A 19645-nucleotide genomic window follows, 5' to 3' on the forward strand; every position below is an offset into this window, starting at 1 on the left:
GCGGGATCTCGCTGTCAGCCCTTGGCGGCATTCGTCTTGTTGCGGGTTACCAGCGCTTCAATGAGGCCGTCCACGCCGCGCGCATTGATCTCGGTGGCAAACTGACTGCGGTAGGTTTCAACCAGCCAGACACCCATCACGTTCAGGTTGTAGATCTTCCAACCGGCGCCTTGACCGGGGGTTTTCTCAAGCCGGTAGTCGAGCTGGATCGGGTCACCATGGCCCGTGACCTCGGTGCGCACCAGCACATCCTTATCCTCGGGTGCTGCACGCAGGGGCTTGATGGTGATGGTCTGGTCGCTCACCTGGGCCAGAGCGCCCGCATAGGTGCGAACCAGCAGAACCTTGAACTCTTCCTGCAGGCGCTTTTGCTGCTCGGGGCTGGCCTGGCGCCAGCCCGGGCCCACGGCAGCCGCCGTCATGCGCCGGAAATTCACGTTGGGCATGACCACCTTGTCCACCAGGGCGATCACCTTGTTGATGTCACCCGCCTGGATGGCCTTGTCACCCCGAACACTGCCGATCACTTCCGTGGACAGGCGCTTGATCAGCGCGTCGGGCCCCTCGTCGGCAGCCCAGGCGGCCCATGGCACCGCCACGGAGCAGGCCACGGCCAGTGTTGCGGCCATGCGGCCCAGCGTGCGTCGATTCATCGTCATGTCAGTTCTTTCCATCGGGCGACTGTGTCGCATGTCAATTCATTGTGGTCGGACGGGATGTACGCCATGCGTCGGTGTGTTGCGCTTACGCAAGCAGTTGCAAGCACACGCAACAGCGACCGGCGCTCAATAGTCGGACTCTTGCGGCAGCACACCGCCGTTGTCGTCGCCGTTGGCATCGTCGGCACCGGGGCGTCCTGCGCGCTGGGCGCGCACCTGCAGGAACACATCCCGCGTGAACGTGTATTTGTCCAGCGCCGCGCCTTCCAGCACGGCCCCGGCCCCCAGCAAACTGGCCCGGGTGTCCACCGCCCGCAACGCATACAGCGAATTGCGCGCAGCAATCGAATCGAACTGGCCCACCAGATTTCCCTGCATGTCCACAGGCAATGCGGCGGTATCGCGCACCGTGGACGGCCCCAGCAGGGGCAGCACCAGATAGGGCCCCGTGGGCACGCCCCAGCGCCCCAACGTGAGACCAAAGTCCTGCCGGTTGCGCTCCACCCCCATCTCCGAGGCAATGTCGAGCAGCCCGCCCAGGCCAAACACCGTGTTGACGTTGAAACGCACCAGGCTGGCGTACGCTTCTTCGTGGCGCAACTGCAGGACGTTGTTCACAAACGACCAGACATCGCCCAGGTTGCCGAAAAAGTTGTTCACCCCCGTGCGCACCGGGGAGGGCACGACGTCCTTGTAGGCCGTGGCCACGGGCTTGAGCACCGACTCATCCACGCCGTCGTTGAAGCGGGTCATGCTGCGGTTGTAGGGCTCCAGCGGATCGCGGGGATTGGCGCCCGGTCCGCTAGCACAACCGGCCAGCAGCAAAGCGCCCAACGCCAGTGCGCACCAGCGCATGCCCACGCCAGCAAACCCAGGCTGTCCATCAGCGCGGGTGAAGCCCGCAGTCATCCATGTCATCATTTTTTCCCGCCTGCGTCCGATGGCTTGCCGCCCTCTTCCGCCTTGCTGTAAAGAAACTGGCCAATCAAGTTTTCCAACACCACGGCGGACTGTGTGGCAGTGAGGGTGTCGCCTGCCACCAGATTGTTTTCGTCGGCGCCGGGCTCAATGCCGATGTATTGCTCGCCCAGCAGACCACTGGTCAGGATCTTCAGGGAGCTGTCCTTGGGGAAAGCGTACTGCTTTTCCAGTTCCAGCGTCACGCGCGCCTGAAAGGTCTTGTCGTCAAAGGTGATCGACTCCACCCGCCCGACCACCACCCCCGCGCTGCGCACTGCCGCCTTGGGCTTGATGCCGCCGATGTTGTCGAAACGCGCGGTGACGCGATAGCCGGTCTGAAAGTTCAGCTGCAGCAGGTTGGCCGACTGCAGCGCCAGAAACACCAGCGCGGCGGCCCCGAGCATGACAAACAGGCCTACCCAGAGATCGTTTTTGGATTGTTGCATCGTGCTTTCCTTGTCACGCCGGCTGCGCCAGCGTCAGATACTGAACATCATGGCCGTGAGGAGGAAGTCCAGCGCCAGCACCGCCAGCGAGGCCATCACCACGGTGCGCGTGGTGGCGCGCGAAACCCCTTCCGGCGTTGGCTTGGCCGTGTAGCCCTGCAGCAGCGCCACGAAGGTCACGGTGAAACCAAACACCAGGCTCTTGATGACGCTGTTGCCCAGGTCACTGAAAATATCCACGCCGCCCTGCATCTGGCTCCAGAAGGCCCCACCGTCCAGGCCAATCATGGGCACGGCCACCACCCAGCCGCCAATCACACCCACCGCGTTGAACACCAGCGACAGCACCGGCATGGCAATGACACCGGCCCAGAAACGGGGCACAAGAATGCGGCGCACGGGGTCCACGGCCATCATTTCCATGGCGCTCAGCTGCTCGCCGGCACGCATCAAACCGATTTCGGCCGTGAGCGAGGTGCCCGCGCGCCCCGCAAACAGCAAAGCGGTGATGACCGGCCCCAGCTCGCGCAGCAGGCTCAGCGCCACCAGTTGGCCCAGCGCCTCGGTGGAACCAAAATCCTGCAACGTGTAGTAGCCCTGCAGCGCCATCACAAAGCCCACGAACAGGCCCGATACAGCAATGATGGCCAGCGAATAATTGCCCAGGAAGTGCACCTGGTCGCGCACCAGGCCGGGCCGCTGCACGGCCACCGGGAACAGCCGGATCAAGCGCCAGAAAAGGCGCGCGGCCAAACCCGCATCGGCCAGCTGGCCGCGCACGGCCAGGCCCACATCCGAAGGACGCCACCAGCTCATGCAGACCTCCCGTCCAGCGGACCGAAATCACTGGCCACCGCGGGCCCGGGGTAATGGAAGGGCACCGGCCCTGTGGGCAGCGCATTGACAAACTGGTGCACCAGCGGATCGGTGCTGGCGCGCACTTCGTCGGGGGTTCCCTGGGCCGCCACCACGCCGGGGCCCAGGATGATCACATGGTCGGCCAGCGCGAAGGTGGCTTCCAGGTCGTGCGACACCAGGATGGTGGTGAGCCCCATGGCGTCATTGAGCTGGCGAATCAACTGCGCGGCCGTTCCCAGCGAAATCGGATCGAGCCCGGCAAAAGGCTCGTCATACATGACGAGTTCAGGGTCCAGCACAATCGCGCGGGCCAAAGCCACGCGCCGCGCCATGCCGCCCGAAATCTGGCTGGGCATGAGGTCGCGCGCACCGCGCAGGCCCACGGCATGGAGCTTCATGAGCACGATGTCACGCACCAGCGCGTCCGACAGATCGGTGTGCTCGCGCAGCGGAAACGCCACGTTTTCAAACACATTCAGATCGGTGAACAGGGCGCCAAACTGGAACAGCATGCCCATGCGCCGGCGCGCCGCATACAGGCCCGCCGCATCCATGCGCCCCACATCCTTGTGGTCGAACAGGACTTCGCCCTGCTGCGCCCGGTATTGACCGCCAATCAGGCGCAGCACCGTGGTTTTGCCCCCACCCGAGGCGCCCATGAGCGCCGTGACCTTGCCGCGCGGGATCTTCAGCGACAGGTCGCGCAGGATCACGCGCTCGCCGTACCCGAAGGTGACGTTGCGCAACTCTGCCAGCGCGCTGGCAGGCGATGAATCGTTGGATGGCATGGTGCAAGACAAAAAACGCCGCCAAGGACAGAGACCCCGACGGCAGGCCCAGCATCATAAGGGAAACCCCTCCGTTTTGCCGAGCCAACCGTTAAAACCCGTGGTTGGCATGCGACGTTTAGCTATGCCCAACGGTTATTAAAAATTGCTCGCACAGACACGCGTTGCCGACAGGGCGCGGTCAGGCTTGCATGGACCGGGGTCTTGGCTGGGTGTGCCTGGCAAAGCATCGCTTCAACCCAGGCACCCAGGCCCATAACGCTATTAAATAAATAGCTATTAGCGCTTATCCCACGTGCGCAAGGCACCGATTTCATTCAAAAATCAAAGCATGTGCTGCAAAAACGCCCGCGCCCGCTCATGCCCCGGATCGGCAAAAAACTCGGCCGCCGGCCGCGCTGCCACCAGCTCGCCCTGGTCCATGAAAGCCACGGTGTGGGCCACCTCGCGCGCGAAGCCCATCTCGTGGGTCACGACCAGCATGGTCATGTGCTCCTCGGCCAGTTCGCGCATGGTGCGCAGCACCTCGCCGGTGAGCTCGGGGTCGAGGGCCGAGGTGGGCTCGTCGAACAGCATGATGTCCGGCTCCATGCACAGCGCGCGCGCGATGGCCACGCGCTGCTTTTGACCGCCCGACAGGCGCTCGGGGTAGTTGTCCCGCTTGGCCGACAGGCCCACCTTCGCCAGCAGCGTCTCGGCCCGGGCCACTGCCGCGCCGCGCGCCAGGCCCTGCACCACCATGGGCGCCTCGATCAGGTTCTCCAGCACCGTGAGATGCGGGAACAAATTGAAATGCTGGAACACCATCCCGGTCTTGCGGCAGATGCGGCGCAACTCGGCATCGGGGGCGTAGCTGCAGCGGCCCTGGGCATCGGTGGTGGCCAGCGCTTCGCCTTCGATGGCGATGTGGCCGCTGTCGATGGTTTCCAGGTGGTTCAGGCAGCGCAGAAAGGTGCTCTTGCCGGAGCCGGACGGCCCGATCACCGCCACCACCTCGCCCCGGCGCACGCGCAGCGACACGCCCCGCAGCACCGGGTTGTCGCCGAAGGCCTTGCGCAGCTCGCGCGCCTCGATCATGGGGACGTCACGGGTCGTGTCACTGATCGAATTTGGCATAGCGTTTTTCCAGGCGCTGGAAGCCCCAGGTGAGCAACAGGGTCATGAGCAGATAGAAGGCCGCCGCCACGATGAACGGCGTGGTGGTGAAGTCGCGCTGCACGATGCCGCGCGCGGCGCGCAGCAGGTCATTGAGCGCCAGCACGTAAATGAGGGACGTGTCCTTGACCAGCGTGATGGTCTCGTTGCTCATGGGCGGCAAGATGCTGCGCACCATCTGCGGCAGCACGATGCGGCGCATGGTCTGGCCGTAGTTCATGCCCAGCACCTTGGCGGCCTCGTACTGCCCACGGTCCACCGACTGGATGCCGGCGCGAAAGATCTCGGCAAAGTAGGCCGCGTAGTTCAGCGCAAACGCCGCCACGGCGGCCGGAAAGTCCGGCAGGCGCACGCCGATCACCGGCACGAACGGCAGCGCAAAGTAGATGAACAGCATCTGCAGCATGAGCGGCGTGCCGCGCATGAGCCAGATGTAGCCGTTCACGGCCGTCGACAGCGGCGCAAAGCGCGACAGACGCGCCAGCGCCAGCGCCAGGCCCAGCGGCACCGCGAGCACCAGCGTGATAGCAAACAGCTTCAGCGTGACGGCGGCGCCCTGCGCCAGCGGGCCCAGAAGGGAGAGAACGTAGTCCATGCTGTGGCGACTGCTCCGAGAGAATTTTCCAGTGACCGTTGCAACTGGCGCTCCCCATGCCAGGGCAGCCGAGCAAGGGCCGCCCCGCAGCGAGGGCTGCGTCCCCCTTCCCGAATTGCGCAGCAATTCGAGAGAAGGGGGAAGGCGCGCAGCGCCTCAGGGGGTTGTACTTTATTTAATAATGTTCTTGCCAAACCACTGCTCGGCAATCTTCGCGGCGGCGCCGTCGGCCTTCATGTCGGCCAGGGCCTTGTCGATCTTGCCGTGCAGGTCGGTGTCGTCCTTGCGCAGGCCCACGCCATATTCCTCGGTGCCGAAGTTGTCGTCCAGAACGGCGTAGTCGCCCGGCTTCTTGGCCACGTAGTAGCGGCCCACCACCTCATCGACCACCACGGCTTCCAGGCGGCCAGTGGTCAGGTCCATCAGGGCGGTCACGTTGTCGCCGAAGGTCTTGAGTTCCTTGAACGATTTGAAAACGGCGTCTTCCTTCTTCACGGCATCCACGGCGCTGGAGCCTTCCTGGGCGCCGACCACCTTGCCGGCCAGATCGGCCTTGGTCTTGATGGCGGAGTTGGCGGCCACCACGATGATCTGGTGGTTTTCCATGTAGGGCGCGGTGAACGCGATGTTCTGCTTGCGCTCTTCGGTGATGGTCAGACCATTCCACAGCGCATCCACGCGCTTGCCCGACAGCTCGGCCTCCTTGGCGCTCCAGTCGATAGGCTTGAACTCCACTTCCACACCCAGGCGCTTGGCGGCTTCCTTGGCCATGTCGATGTCAAAGCCGACCAGCTCGTTCTTCTCGTTGCGAAAACCCATGGGCGGGAAGTTGTCGTCCAGGCCGACGACGATCTTGGTCACTGCCGCTGGCGCGGGTGCGGCGGCGGGCGCAGCGGGCTCCTGCTTGGAGCATCCCGCCAGCACGGCGCCCAAGGTCAGCAAAGCAACAGCGGCAATTTTCTTCATGGTGTAGCGATTCTCGAAAAGAAAAGAACGGACAAAGGGAAATCAGGGCGCGGCCCATGCCGGCACGGTGGCGCGACACGGAACGCCCTGCCCCAGGAAAACCCGCGATTGTCCCACCGATGGCGTCTGTCGGTGGGCAGAGGGCATCCGCCACACATTGATTTTTGATGAAATCAACCTGCAGCGCTTACCCAGCAAGCGTTAGATGCTATTAACTTCGCAGCAATTGAAAGCGGCGCCCGCAGGCGCCGCTGATCGGTCATGGCCAAAGGCCGGTCAACGTGGCAGATCGGAGTAGCCCATCAGGAACTCGTCCACGGCGCGCGCCGCCTGGCGGCCTTCGCGGATGGCCCAGACCACCAGCGACTGGCCCCGGCGAATGTCGCCAGCCGCAAACACCTTGGGCACGTTGGTGGCGTAGCCGCCGTCGAACTCGGTGGTGGCACGGGCATTGCCGCGCGCGTCCTTGTCCACGCCAAAGGCGTCGAGCACCGGCGCCACGGGGCTCACAAAGCCCATGGCCAGCAGCACCAGGTCGGCCTGGTAGTGCTTTTCGGTGCCGGGCACCTCCACCAGCTTGCCGTCCTTGAACTCAACCTGCACCGTGGTCAGGCTCTTGACCTTGCCCTTTTCGCCCGTGAACTCCTTGGTGGAAATGGCGAACTCGCGCACGCAGCCTTCTTCGTGGCTGGAACTGGTGCGCAGCTTGAGCGGCCAGTAGGGCCAGGTGAGCGGGCGGTTTTCCTCTTCGGGGGGCTGGGGCATCACCTCGAACTGGGTCACGCTGGCCGCGCCATGGCGGTTGCTGGTGCCCACGCAGTCGCTGCCGGTGTCGCCGCCACCGATCACGATGACATGCTTGCCCGTCGCCAGAATCTGGCCCTTGAGCTTGTCGCCCGCGTTGACCTTGTTCTGCTGGGGCAAAAATTCCATGGCGAAGTGGATGCCGTCGAGGTCCCGGCCAGGCACGGGCAGGTCGCGCGACTGCTCGGCGCCGCCGGTCAGCAGCACGGCGTCGAACTCTTTGTTCAGCTGCTCGGGGGTGATGGTTTCCTTGGCCCAGTTGGTCACCTTGGAGTCCTTGCCCAGGCCGTCCTTGGCGGCGCCCACGAACACACTGGTGCGAATGACCACGCCTTCGGCTTCGAGCTGCTTGACGCGGCGGTCGATGTGCGACTTCTCCATCTTGAAGTCAGGAATGCCATAGCGCAGCAAGCCGCCCACGCGGTCGTTCTTTTCGAACAGCGTGACGCTGTGGCCCGCACGGGCCAGTTGCTGGGCTGCGGCCAAGCCTGCGGGGCCGGAGCCCACCACGGCCACCTTCTTGCCCGTTTGGTGCTTGGCGGGGCGCGGCTGCACCCAGCCCTCGGCCCAGGCGCGGTCGATGATGGCGTGCTCGATGGACTTGATGCCCACCGCGTCGTCGTTCACGTTGAGCACACAGGCTGCCTCGCAGGGCGCGGGGCAGATGCGGCCGGTGAACTCGGGGAAGTTGTTGGTGCTGTGCAGCACCTCGATCGCGCTCTTCCAGTCCGCGTGGTACACGAGGTCGTTGAAGTCCGGAATGATGTTGTTCACCGGGCAGCCGTTGTTGCAAAACGGCGTGCCGCAGTCCATGCAGCGCGCGCCCTGCACCTTGGCCTGGTCCTCATCGAGGCCGATGACGAATTCCTTGTAGTGCTTCAGGCGCTCGGGCACGGGCTTGTAGCCCTCTTCGATGCGCTCGTATTCCATGAAGCCGGTGGTTTTTCCCATGACGATGTCCTTGTCTATGAATGCTGTGCGAAGGTGGGTGGCGTCGCCTTACTTGGCGGGAGCAACCTCATTTTTGATAGCAGCCACCGCAGGCGTAGCCTGCTCTTCCATCACTTTTCGTTCATAAATTTCAGCCAACGCACGCTTGTACTCGGTCGGGAAGACCTTGACGAACTTGCCGCGCGATGCGGCCCAGTTGTCCAGCAGTTCGCGCGCGCGCTTGCTGCCCGTCCAGCGGTTGTGGTCTTCCAGCAGTTTCTTGAGCTGGGCTTCGTCGGTCTGGCCGTTGTGCCAGATGGCACGCGGCACCGTGGCTTCCTGCTCGGTGGCGGGCAGGATGCGCTCCAGCGTGACCATGGCCATGTTGCAGCGCGTGTCGAACTGGCCGTCTTCGTCGTACACATAGGCCACGCCACCGCTCATGCCTGCCGCAAAGTTGCGGCCGGTCTTGCCCAGCACCAGCGCCGTGCCACCCGTCATGTATTCGCAACCATGGTCGCCCGTGCCTTCGACCACCGCCGTGGCGCCCGACAGGCGCACCGCAAAGCGCTCACCGGCCACGCCGCTGAAGAAAGCCTCGCCGGTGGTGGCACCGTACATGACGGTGTTACCCACGATGGTGTTGCGCACCGCGTCGCCCCGGAAGTCGATGCTGGGGCGCACGATCAGGCGGCCGCCCGACAGGCCCTTGCCGGTGTAGTCGTTGGCGTCGCCAATCAGGTACAGCGTGATGCCGCGCGTAAGGAACGCACCAAACGACTGGCCGCCCGTGCCTTCGAGCTGGATGCGGATGGTGTCGTCCGGCAGGCCCTCGGGGTGCACGCGGGTGACCGCGCCGGACAGCATGGCGCCGACCGAGCGATTGACGTTGCGCGCCACTTCGATGAACTGCACGCGCTCACCCTTTTCAATGGCGGGTTGGCTGCGCTCGATGAGCTTGCGGTCCAGCGTGTGCTCGATGTTGTGGTCTTGCACATCCACATGGAAGCGAGGCACATCGGCAGGCACATTGGGCTGGGCGAACAGGCGGCCAAAGTCCAGGCCACGGGCCTTCCAGTGCTCCAGGCCCTGGCGCATGTCGAGCAGGTCGGTGCGGCCAATCAGGTCGTCAAACTTGCGAATGCCCAGCTGGGCCATGATCTGGCGCACTTCTTCGGCGATGAAGAAGAAGTAGTTCACCACATGCTCGGGCTTGCCCGAGAACTTTTTGCGCAGCGCTGGGTCTTGCGTGGCCACGCCCACGGGGCAGGTGTTCAGGTGGCACTTGCGCATCATGATGCAGCCTTCCACCACCAGCGGAGCGGTGGCAAAGCCGAACTCGTCGGCGCCCAGCAGCGCGCCGATGGCGACGTCGCGGCCGGTCTTCATCTGGCCGTCGGCCTGCACACGAATGCGCCCGCGCAGGCGGTTGAGCACCAGGGTCTGCTGGGTTTCGGCCAGACCAATTTCCCAGGGGCCGCCCGCGTGTTTGATGGACGACCAGGGCGATGCGCCCGTGCCGCCATCGTGGCCAGCGATCACGACATGGTCGCTCTTGCACTTGGCCACGCCTGCAGCGATGGTGCCCACGCCCACTTCAGACACCAGCTTGACGCTGATGCCTGCGTGCGGTGCCACGTTCTTCAGGTCGTGGATCAGCTGGGCCAGGTCTTCGATGGAGTAGATGTCGTGGTGCGGCGGTGGCGAGATCAAGCCCACACCGGGCACGCTGTGGCGCAGCTTGCCGATGTAGTTGGACACCTTGCCGCCAGGCAGCTGGCCGCCTTCGCCGGGCTTGGCGCCCTGGGCCATCTTGATCTGGATCTGGTCGGCCGACGACAGGTATTCGGCCGTGACACCGAAGCGGCCTGAGGCCACCTGCTTGATGCGGCTGCGCAGCGAGTCGCCATCCAGCAAGGGCAAGTCCACTTCGACGTTCTCGGCGCCGATCACGCTCTTCAAGGTGTCGCCCTTCTTGATCGGGATGCCCTTGAGTTCGTTGCGATAGCGCGCCGCGTCTTCGCCGCCTTCACCGGTGTTGCTCTTGCCGCCAATGCGGTTCATGGCCACGGCCAGCGTGGCGTGCGCCTCGGTGCTGATGGAGCCCAGCGACATGGCGCCGGTGGCGAAGCGCTTGACGATTTCCTTGGCGGGCTCGACCTCGTCGATCGAAATCGCCTTGGCGGGGTCGATCTTGAACTCGAACAGGCCGCGCAGCGTCATGTGGCGCTTGCTCTGGTCGTTGATGAGCTGGGCGTATTCCTTGTACGTGTTCCAGTTGTTGGCGCGCGTGCTGTGCTGCAGCTTGGCAATCGCGTCGGGCGTCCACATGTGGTCCTCGCCCCGGGCGCGCCAGGCGTATTCGCCGCCGGCGTCGAGCATGGTTTCGAGCACCGGGTCGTCGCCAAAGGCGGCCTTGTGCATGCGGATGGCTTCCTCGGCGATCTCGAACACACCGATGCCCTCCACGCGGCTCGCGGTGCCGGTGAAATATTTGCCCACGGTTTCCGTGTTCAGGCCGATGGCCTCGAACAGCTGGGCGCCGCAGTAGCTCATGTAGGTGCTCACGCCCATCTTGGACATGATCTTGGACAGGCCCTTGCCAATTGCCTTGACGTAGTTGTAGATGGCCTTGTCGGCGGACAGATCGCCACCCAGGTCCTTGTGCATCTCGGCCAGGGTTTCCATGGCCAGGTAGGGGTGCACGGCCTCGGCGCCGTAGCCAGCCAGCACGGCAAAGTGGTGCACTTCGCGGGCGGTGCCGGTTTCAACCACCAGGCCCGCCGTGGTGCGCAGGCCTGCGCCCACCAGGTGCTGGTGGATGGCCGACAGCGCCAGCAGCGCGGGAATGGCCACTTGCGTGGCGCTCACGGCGCGGTCGCTGATGATCAGGATGTTGGCGCCGCCCTTGATGGCGTCCACGGCCTGCGCGCACAGCGACGCCAGCTTGGCTTCGACGCCCTCACGGCCCCAGCTCAGCGGGTAGGTGATGTCGATGGTGGCGCTCTTGAACTTGCCGTTCGTGTGGCGCTCGATGTCACGCAGCTTGGCCATGTCGGCAAAGTCGAGCACGGGCTGGCTCACCTCCAGGCGCATCGGTGGGTTGACTTGGTTGATGTCCAGCAGGTTGGGCTTGGGGCCGATGAAGCTGTTGAGCGACATCACGATGGCCTCGCGGATCGGGTCGATCGGCGGGTTCGTCACCTGGGCGAACAACTGCTTGAAGTAGTTGTACAGCGGCTTGTTCTTGCCCGAGAGCACGGCCAGCGGGCTGTCATTGCCCATGGAGCCAATGCCTTCTTCGCCGTTCTTGGCCATGGGGGCCATCAGGAACTTGATGTCTTCCTGGGTGTAGCCAAAGGCCTGCTGGCGATCCAGCAGCGGCAGCGTGGCGGCCTGTGGCACTGCCACCTCCGTGCCGGTGTCGATGCTGTCGAGCTTGATGCGCAGGTTTTCGATCCACTGCTTGTAGGGCTTGGTGTTGACGACGTTGGCTTTGAGCTCGTCGTCGTCGATCATGCGGCCCTGCTCCAGGTCGATCAGGAACATCTTGCCGGGCTGCAGGCGCCACTTGCGCACGATCTTGTTCTCAGGCACGGGCAGCACGCCCGATTCAGAACCCATGATGACCAGGTCGTCATCGGTGATGCAGTAGCGCGAGGGGCGCAGGCCGTTGCGGTCGAGCGTGGCGCCGATCTGGCGGCCATCGGTGAACACGATGGAGGCGGGGCCGTCCCAGGGCTCCAGCATGGCGGCGTGGTATTCATAGAAAGCGCGGCGGCGCTCGTCCATGGTGGTGTGCTGTTCCCACGGCTCGGGGATCATCATCATCACGGCCTGGCTGATGGGGTAGCCGGCCATGGTCAGCAATTCGAGGCAGTTATCGAACGTGGCGGTGTCGGACTGGTCGGCAAAGCTGATGGGGTAGAGCTTTTGCAGGTCGGCCGCCAGCACGGGCGAGGCCATCACGCCTTCGCGCGCCTTCATCCAGTTGTAGTTGCCCTTGACGGTGTTGATTTCACCGTTGTGCGCCACATAGCGGTACGGGTGGGCCAGCGGCCACTCGGGGAAAGTGTTGGTGGAGAAGCGCTGGTGCACCAGGCCGATGGCCGAGACGCAGCGCTCGTCGGACAGGTCTTTGTAGTACACGCCCACCTGGTCGGCCAGCAGCAGGCCCTTGTAAACCACGGTGCGGCTGCTCATGCTGGGCACGTAATACTCTTTGCTGTGCTTGAGCTTGAGCGCCTGGATGTTGGCGCTGGCCGTCTTGCGGATCACATACAGCTTGCGCTCCAGCGCGTCCTGCACGATCACGTCGTTGCCACGGCCAATGAACACCTGGCGCAGGATGGGCTCCTTCTTGCGCACGGTGGGCGACATGGGCATGTCCACGTTCACCGGCACATCGCGCCAGCCCAGCAGCACCTGGCCTTCGGCCTTGATAGCGCGCTCCATCTCCTGCTCGCAGGCCAGACGGCTGGCATGCTCCTTGGGCAGGAAGATCATGCCGACGCCGTATTCGCCGGCCGCAGGCAAGGTCACGCCTTGCTTGGCCATCTCCTCGCGGTACAACGCGTCAGGAATCTGGATCAGGATGCCGGCGCCGTCACCCATCAGCGGGTCGGCCCCCACCGCGCCACGGTGGTCGATGTTTTCCAGAATCTTCAAGGCCTGCGTCACGATGTCGTGGCGCTTGATGCCCTTGATGTGGGCCACAAACCCGAGGCCGCAGGCGTCGTGTTCGTTACCCGATGAATACAAACCGTGTTGTTGCAGATGCTGGATCTCGGCAGCCGTGGTCATGGCGCACTCCTATGTTTTTCGCAGGGACTGCAAGATTAGTGCAATGCAACATATCTACGCAAGCACAAAAATTGGGGTCAGATTCCAATTAATCGCACCGTAAGCCAAAGCAACTTAATTCAGGGACACATCAAAGTTAATAGCTACAAACGCTTGCTGATAAAGCGCTACATGCCTATTTGGCGCTATTTTTTTGTATCGCCGCAGGCCGCCCAGGCTTGGCTTTGGTGGCGCGGCGGGGTGATTTTTTTTGTAACTCTGCCACAAAATCGGCGTCGCCCAGCGCCCAGCCACGCAACGCCGCATCGGTCAGCGCCGCCTGCTCGCCACTGCCGATGCCCGCCTGCACCAGTTCGGCATAGGCCGCCTCGCGCGCAAAAGGCGTGTTGCCCAGCGCCCAGTACAAGGCGTGCGGCGTGACCAGCTTGTCGATGCGCTGGCCGAGGTAATGTTGATAACTGGACCACGGCCAGGCGCCCGCCTGCACCACCATGCCGGCGCGCACAGGGTTCAGGTCGATATAAACCATGCAGGCCAGCAGATAGCGCTCGGTCTCGATCAGCGTGGAGCGGTAGCGCCCCTCCCACAGCGTGCCGCTGCGGCCATGGCGCTGGTTGAAATAGCGCACATAACTGCGCCCCACGGCCTGCATCATCAGCGGCAGCGCCTCGGCCGTGGCCGGTGTGGCCAGCAGGTGAAAGTGGTTGTCCATCAGCACATAGGCATGGACGGCCACGGCAAACTTCTGTGCGTTGTCGGCCAGCAGGGCCAGCATGGTCTCGAAATCCTGCCGGTCCGCAAAGATCACCTGGCGGTTGTTGCCGCGCTGGATGATGTGGTGCGGGTAACCGGCAAGCGTGAGACGCGGCAGGCGGGCCATGGCGAGCTCCTGAAAAAGGCAGAGCGGGTCATTTTAATGGGAGTCTGACCCCAATTAATTAATGGGAGTCTGACCCCAATTAATTGTCGTCGGCTGGCAGCCCAAACCGCGCTCCCAGCGCCTGCTCCAGGCCGAACTCGCGCAGGATGGCACGCAGCCGCTCTTGGGCGCTGCGCTTTTTCTGGCCGGTGTAGCGGGCGATGATGAGCTCGTTCTTCATGCTGTGCTCCCAGCCGACCAGTTCGGTCACCGTCACTTGGTAGCCGCTGGCTTCCAGGTGCAGGCAGCGCAGCACGTTGGTCAGCTGGCTGCCCAGTTCGCGCGTGTGCAGCGGGTGGCGCCACAGCTCGGCCAGCGGTGTGCGCGCCAGTTGCAGCGCCTTGCCCTGGCGCAGGCAGGCGGCCACTTCGGCCTGGCAGCAGGGCACGATGACCATGGCGCGTGCCTGCTTTTGCAGGCCGAAGGCAATGGCATCGTCGGTGGCGGTGTCGCAGGCGTGCAGCGCAGTGACCATGTCGATGCGCTCGGGCAGCCCGGCCGCGCCGGTCGATTCGGCCACCGACAGGTTCAGGAACGACATGCGCCCAAAGCCCAGCTGCTGCGCCAATGCGCGCGATTTTTCGACCAGCTCGGCGCGCCACTCGATGCCATAGATGTGGCCGCGCCCCAGCGCCTTGAAGTACAGGTCGTACAGGATGAAACCCAGATACGACTTGCCCGCGCCATGGTCGGCCAGCGTGGGGCTGTGGCCGTCTGCCGACAGCTCTTGCAGCAAGGGTTCGATGAAATTGAACAGGTGGTACACCTGCTTGAGCTTGCGGCGCGAATCCTGGTTCAGGCGCCCTTCGCGCGTGAGGATGTGCAGCTCTTTGAGCAATTCAATGGACTGGCCGGGGCGCAATTCGGACAGCTCCGCACCGGCAGCGGAAGAATTCTTGCCCGCGATCTTGGCGGGTGCCGTAGCGACCGCCTTGGTGGTCGCCTTGGTGGTCGCCTTGGTGGTCCCCTGGGGGTGCGCGGCTTTCATCCCTGCCCTTTCGGCGTTTCAGGCGCTGCGACGGCAACGCTCGCCCCCACATCCAGCGCCTGCCAGCCCGGCATGCCCAGCTGCTCCAGCACCTCCATGTTGCGCTCGTAGATGGCTTCCGCCTCGGGGTAGGCCTGCACGGCCCGGTCGATGCTGTCTTCGCGCAGCAGGTGCAAGGTGGGATACGGCGCGCGGTTGGTGCAGTTGGTCACATCGTCCGCAGCGGTGCCAGCAAACTGGAACTGTGGATGAAAGCTGGCAATCTGCAGGGTGCCGTCCAAACCCAGTTCTTCCAGCACGGCTTCGGCCACCGCCAGGAAATCATTGAAGTCGAGAAATTCGTGCAGGCAGTCTGGCGCCATCAGCAAGGTGGTGTCGCGCACCTGCGCGGGGGTTGCGGCCAGGTCGGCCAGCTCGCGCCGCAGGTCTTGCGCCAGCGCAGCGCCGTCGGTGGCAGCGCTCACCACATAGTGAATCTGCCCCTTGGCGTGCACACCCTTGGCAAAGGGGCACAGGTTCAGCCCGATCACAGCCTGCTCCAGCCAGCGCACCATGTCCTTCGTAACCAGCCCCGCCCGTTCAGAGGGTACAGGGGGCGAGGCAGGGGTAGCAAGGTTCATGGCAGATCGATTCACAAGACAACACAAGACAACAATGGGGCCGTGAATTTTACCGGCCCACCGCCACCGCGGCGGTTCCGCTCACAGCGCCTCAGCCCAGCAGGCGCTGGCCGGTCAGGCGCTCGTGCTCGCGTACGGCAAATCGGTCGGTCATTCCGGCAATAAAGTCTGCCACCGCCCTGGCGCGGGCCGGCGCATCGCCCTCCAGCGCCCGGTGGGTGAATCGCGGTTTCATTTCGCGCGGCTCGGCCACATACGCAGCAAACAATTCGGTCACCACGCGCTGGGCACGCCCGGTGGTCTCCACCACTTGGGGATGGCGGTAGAGGTTTTTGAACAAAAACCGCTTCAACTCGGACGACTGGGCCCGCATGGGCGCGCTGAAGCTCACCAGCGCGCCCGCCACGCGCACGTCCGCCAGCGTGCGCGGCGCAGCATGGGCCAGCGCAGCGCTGGTGGCATGGATCACGTCATACACCTGCGCGCTCAGCATGCGCCGGATGGTTTCATACAGCAGGCGCCGCTCCATCGCCGCGCCCGCCAGATGCGGATGCTCGGCCTGCGCCACGCGGCGGAACTGGTCGAACAGCGGCACCTCGGCCAATTGCGCCAGCGTGATCAGGCCCGAGCGCACGCCGTCATCAATGTCATGCGCGTTGTAGGCAATCTCATCGGCCAGATTGCACAGCTGCGCCTCCAGGCTGGGCTGCTCCTTGCGCAAGAATCGCGCCCCCACGCCGCCTGGCTCGTTCGCCTCCAGCCGCTGCGCATTGGCCTGCGAGCAATGCTTGAGCACGCCTTCGCGCGTTTCGAACGTCAGGTTGATGCCGTCGTAGTCGGGGTAGCGCTCTTCCAGATAGTCCACCACCCGCAGGCTTTGCAGGTTGTGCTCGAACCCGCCATGCGCCTGCATGCAGCCGTTCAGCGCGTCCTGCCCCGCGTGCCCGAAAGGCGTGTGGCCCAAATCGTGGGCCAGCGAGATGGCCTCTACCAGGTCTTCATTGATGCGCAAAGAGCGCGCAATCGATCGCCCCAGCTGCGCCACCTCCAGCGAATGCGTGAGCCGCGTGCGAAACAGATCCCCTTCGTGGTTCAGAAAGACTTGGGTTTTGTAAACCAGCCGACGGAACGCCGACGAGTGCACGATGCGGTCGCGGTCGCGCTGGTAGTCGGTGCGCGTGGGCGCGGCGGGCTCGGGGTAGCGGCGACCGCGCGACAGCGCGGGGTCGCAGGCATAGCAAGCCAAGGATGAGTTTTGAGTCAAATTGCCCTCTAGCGCTTTAGCAGCAAGCGCCTACAGCTATATCTTCAATAGCACTCGACGCGTCACACACCCGGTGATTGCCCATCACCCGGCGCAGCAGGCGTCAATCACCTCGCGCACCAGTGCATCAGGTGCGGCGCGCACGCAGGCCTTGCCCGGCCCGTCGATCAGCACAAAGCGGATTTCGCCCGCCTCCGCCTTCTTGTCCACGCGCATCAGCTCCAGATAACGGCCGGCATTGTCGGCAGCATCCAGCACCGGTCCGCGCAGGGGCAGCCCGGCGCGTTGCACCAGCGTTTTCAAGCGCGCCACAAACGCATCGTCAACCAAGCCCAAGCGCCGCGACAGCTCAGCCGCCATCACCATGCCGGCGCCCACGCCCTCGCCATGCAACCAGGCGCCATAGCCCATGCCCGCCTCGATGGCGTGGCCAAAGGTGTGGCCAAAATTCAGAATGGCACGCAGCCCGGCCTCGCGCTCATCCTGCCCCACCACCCAGGCCTTGATCTCGCAGCTGCGCCGCACAGCATGCGCCAGCGCCGTGCGGTCGCGCGCCAGCAGAGCATCCATGTGCTCTTCCAGCCAGCCCATGAAGTCCATGTCGGCAATCGGCCCGTATTTGATGACCTCCGCCAGGCCGGCGCTGAGCTCGCGCGGCGGCAACGTATCGAGCGTGGCCAGGTCGCACACCACCAGCTGCGGCTGGTAGAACGCGCCAATCATGTTCTTGCCCAGCGGGTGGTTGATGGCCGTTTTGCCGCCCACCGACGAATCGACCTGCGCCAGCAGCGTGGTCGGCACCTGCACAAACGGCACACCGCGCATATAGCTGGCAGCAGCGAAGCCCGTCATGTCGCCCACCACCCCGCCGCCCAGGGCAAACAGCACGGTCTTGCGGTCGCAGCCGTGCTGCAGCAGGGCGTCGAAGATCAGGTTCAGGGTTTGCCAGTTTTTGTGCTCCTCGCCGTCTGGCAGCGTCACCGTGTGCACGACTGGATAGCGTTGCTTCAGTGCCGCGACCAACCTTGAACCGTAAAGGGGCTGCACCGTTTCGTTAGTCACAACCAAAGCAGCCGTGCCTGCTGGCACTGCCCCATCACCGCTCAGACCCTGCAGCAGATTTTGACCGATTTGGATGTCGTAGCTACGGTCATCCAGCTGGATGCGCACATTCTCGGCATTGAAAAATACGAACGGCTTCATGCGAAATTTATTCATCAAAAAATAATCCCCGGCTAGCGGGGATCATTTCAACTAAAGAGGTCAGATAAACCAATGCGGAAGCGGAAACTTTTGTTGGATACCAGACACCGTTATACCTTACTGACAACTAGGTGCAGCTACATCCAATCGCACGGTTTGCACGGTCTTGCTAGGCCCTCCAGTAAACGTGAAGATCCAAGTGTCTTTACCGCCAGGGCTACCCGCTTTACCACCGGCTGACAATCGCACTTCTGTACGACCACTGGACCGATCCAGCGTTGGTGAGCCAGCTATTACCGACGGGGTAGCAAGCTCCTTCAGTGAAGTCACTGCGATAGTAGTGCCAGTCGGCGCAGCAAACTTTTTATCAGTACCCAGGAACAAGCTCACGCTTTCATACTTACAAGTTGCTTTGTCGGCCAATGACAGCTGGAGGGCCTCACTTGGTGGAAGTGCCGCATATGAAATCGCGATATCAGAAAGTGCCTTTTCATAGAGGTTAAGCCAACCAACCGAGGTCACCCACAGCTGCATCGAATCGCTGATTAATGTTCCCTGCCCCGTCTGCGTAGAGAACACAACGGTCACGGGCTCACCGTCTGTCGGGCGCGGGTTCTGCACCGTGTAGTCCACGCTGCAAACACCGTTAACGGTAGTGCAACCACCGCGTCCGGATGTTCCGACAGCGCCAAAATCTGCTTGCGCAACCACGGGCACGCCGTCTGCGACCGGATTACCGTTGGCATCAACAATCCTCACAGTCAACTTAGACGAATCGCCGGAAAGATCGTAGTCCAAATTAAACTTTGAGGCAGAAAGGTCAAAACCACTCGGAGTAGCCACACCGGTTGTGACCGTCAACGTGTCGGACTGCGTGCTGATGCTGCTACGGTCACGAACCGCTGCCTTGATGATAACCGAGGTCGGCGAAGACTTCGAGTTCACCGTCGCAATGACCTGACCGGAAGCGTTGGTCGTGCCAGACGAGGCATTCAGGGTCACGCTGTCAGCCGGCACCGCGGTGAAATCCACCACGACGTCCTGGAGCGGTGAGCCACTAGAGTCCACCACGGTAAAAGTCAGCAGGGCTACTTCAGAGCGTCCGTTACCGCCAGCACCTGCAATCACGATGGATTTGTCGCTGGGAGCGACGTTGGTGAAATTGATGGCCGAGGCAGCTGCCTGTGGATCTTGTACCACACCGCCAGAAATAGCCACGTTTTGCCTACCAACCAAAGAGACTTCCGTGCCCGTTTTGCTGGTCACGGCGGTCGTTGCGACAAGCTGTGTTGCCCCCTGCGACGTCACGGTTGCAGCCTTCAAATCGATCTCAGCAACGCCAGCACTATTGGTGAGGGCCGTCGCCGATCCCGGCATGAATGCCAGCAAGCCGGGACCACTTTCAGAAAAAGTAACGATGACATTCGATATGGCATTGCCCGATGGGTCTTTGACGGTCGCCCTGGCGCGCACCGTGGGATCGGAGGACGCGAAGTTATTCACCGCCACGTCCGCGCCAGTGACACGGCTGTACGCCTGAACGGTCACAGTCCCATTGTTCGCAGTACCACCTGTGCCACCACCACTGCCGGAAGTGCCAGGGTCACCACCCCCACCACCGCATGCCACCAAAACGGCCACCAATGGCACGGTCAATATCCTGAAAAGATTTCTCATTTTTTCCCCA

The 19645-nt window shown here is 63.3% G+C and carries 16 protein-coding genes; all 16 read right to left on the reverse strand.

Annotation, left to right across the window (positions count from 1 at the left end; translation table 11 throughout):
• Nucleotides 1–14 precede the first annotated feature (14 nt).
• The gene (locus J8G26_RS13040; protein ID WP_114654715.1) at nucleotides 15–659 is read right to left on the reverse strand and encodes an ABC transporter substrate-binding protein; all 645 of its coding nucleotides are present in this window, start codon (nucleotides 657–659) and stop codon (nucleotides 15–17) included.
• A gap of 126 nt (nucleotides 660–785) precedes the next feature.
• Nucleotides 786–1514 (reverse strand): VacJ family lipoprotein, encoded by a 729-nt coding sequence (locus J8G26_RS13045; RefSeq protein WP_236637002.1) that lies wholly within the window; start codon nucleotides 1512–1514, stop codon nucleotides 786–788.
• A 62-nt stretch (nucleotides 1515–1576) separates the two neighbouring features.
• Nucleotides 1577–2065 carry an outer membrane lipid asymmetry maintenance protein MlaD gene (gene mlaD / locus J8G26_RS13050; RefSeq protein WP_114654717.1) on the reverse strand — a complete coding sequence of 163 codons (489 nt, stop codon included), beginning with the start codon at nucleotides 2063–2065 and terminating at the stop codon, nucleotides 1577–1579.
• 33 nt (nucleotides 2066–2098) lie between these two features.
• Complete coding sequence (gene mlaE, locus J8G26_RS13055) at nucleotides 2099–2881, reverse strand: lipid asymmetry maintenance ABC transporter permease subunit MlaE (protein WP_210569411.1); 783 nt, start codon at nucleotides 2879–2881, stop codon at nucleotides 2099–2101.
• Entirely contained in the window at nucleotides 2878–3711 is an 834-nt protein-coding gene (locus J8G26_RS13060; RefSeq protein ID WP_086928070.1) for an ABC transporter ATP-binding protein, read from the reverse strand. The genes mlaE and J8G26_RS13060 overlap by 4 nt, the downstream gene beginning before the upstream one ends.
• A gap of 324 nt (nucleotides 3712–4035) precedes the next feature.
• Complete coding sequence (locus J8G26_RS13065; protein ID WP_282598173.1) at nucleotides 4036–4827, reverse strand: amino acid ABC transporter ATP-binding protein; 792 nt, start codon at nucleotides 4825–4827, stop codon at nucleotides 4036–4038.
• On the reverse strand, nucleotides 4808–5461 hold the full coding sequence (locus J8G26_RS13070; protein WP_087743846.1) for an amino acid ABC transporter permease: 654 nt from the start codon (nucleotides 5459–5461) through the stop codon (nucleotides 4808–4810). The genes J8G26_RS13065 and J8G26_RS13070 overlap by 20 nt, the downstream gene beginning before the upstream one ends.
• A 171-nt stretch (nucleotides 5462–5632) precedes the next feature.
• On the reverse strand, nucleotides 5633–6427 hold the full coding sequence (locus J8G26_RS13075) for an amino acid ABC transporter substrate-binding protein (RefSeq protein WP_087743844.1): 795 nt from the start codon (nucleotides 6425–6427) through the stop codon (nucleotides 5633–5635).
• A gap of 276 nt (nucleotides 6428–6703) precedes the next feature.
• The gene (locus J8G26_RS13080; protein ID WP_210569413.1) at nucleotides 6704–8182 is read right to left on the reverse strand and encodes a glutamate synthase subunit beta; all 1479 of its coding nucleotides are present in this window, start codon (nucleotides 8180–8182) and stop codon (nucleotides 6704–6706) included.
• A 48-nt stretch (nucleotides 8183–8230) separates the two neighbouring features.
• The gene (locus J8G26_RS13085; RefSeq protein WP_210569416.1) at nucleotides 8231–12964 is read right to left on the reverse strand and encodes a glutamate synthase-related protein; all 4734 of its coding nucleotides are present in this window, start codon (nucleotides 12962–12964) and stop codon (nucleotides 8231–8233) included.
• Between the two features lie 175 nt (nucleotides 12965–13139).
• Nucleotides 13140–13844: a transposase gene (locus tag J8G26_RS13090; RefSeq protein ID WP_087743838.1), complete on the reverse strand. Its 705-nt coding sequence runs from the start codon at nucleotides 13842–13844 to the stop codon at nucleotides 13140–13142.
• Between the two features lie 79 nt (nucleotides 13845–13923).
• Entirely contained in the window at nucleotides 13924–14871 is a 948-nt protein-coding gene (locus J8G26_RS13095) for an SAM-dependent methyltransferase (protein WP_246881389.1), read from the reverse strand.
• Nucleotides 14868–15491, reverse strand: coding sequence for a DUF1415 domain-containing protein (locus J8G26_RS13100; protein WP_246881390.1), 624 nt, complete (start codon nucleotides 15489–15491; stop codon nucleotides 14868–14870). The genes J8G26_RS13095 and J8G26_RS13100 overlap by 4 nt, the downstream gene beginning before the upstream one ends.
• Before the next feature lie 91 nt (nucleotides 15492–15582).
• On the reverse strand, nucleotides 15583–16737 hold the full coding sequence (locus J8G26_RS13105) for a deoxyguanosinetriphosphate triphosphohydrolase (protein ID WP_246881391.1): 1155 nt from the start codon (nucleotides 16735–16737) through the stop codon (nucleotides 15583–15585).
• Nucleotides 16738–16839: 102 nt separating this feature from the next.
• The gene (gene aroB / locus J8G26_RS13110) at nucleotides 16840–17958 is read right to left on the reverse strand and encodes a 3-dehydroquinate synthase (RefSeq protein ID WP_210569421.1); all 1119 of its coding nucleotides are present in this window, start codon (nucleotides 17956–17958) and stop codon (nucleotides 16840–16842) included.
• Between the two features lie 117 nt (nucleotides 17959–18075).
• Entirely contained in the window at nucleotides 18076–19635 is a 1560-nt protein-coding gene (locus tag J8G26_RS13115; RefSeq protein WP_210569423.1) for a hypothetical protein, read from the reverse strand.
• Nucleotides 19636–19645 lie beyond the last annotated feature (10 nt).

Origin of the sequence: Acidovorax sp. JG5 (genome assembly GCF_017939685.1) — a bacterium.
GTDB lineage: Bacteria > Pseudomonadota > Gammaproteobacteria > Burkholderiales > Burkholderiaceae_C > Acidovorax.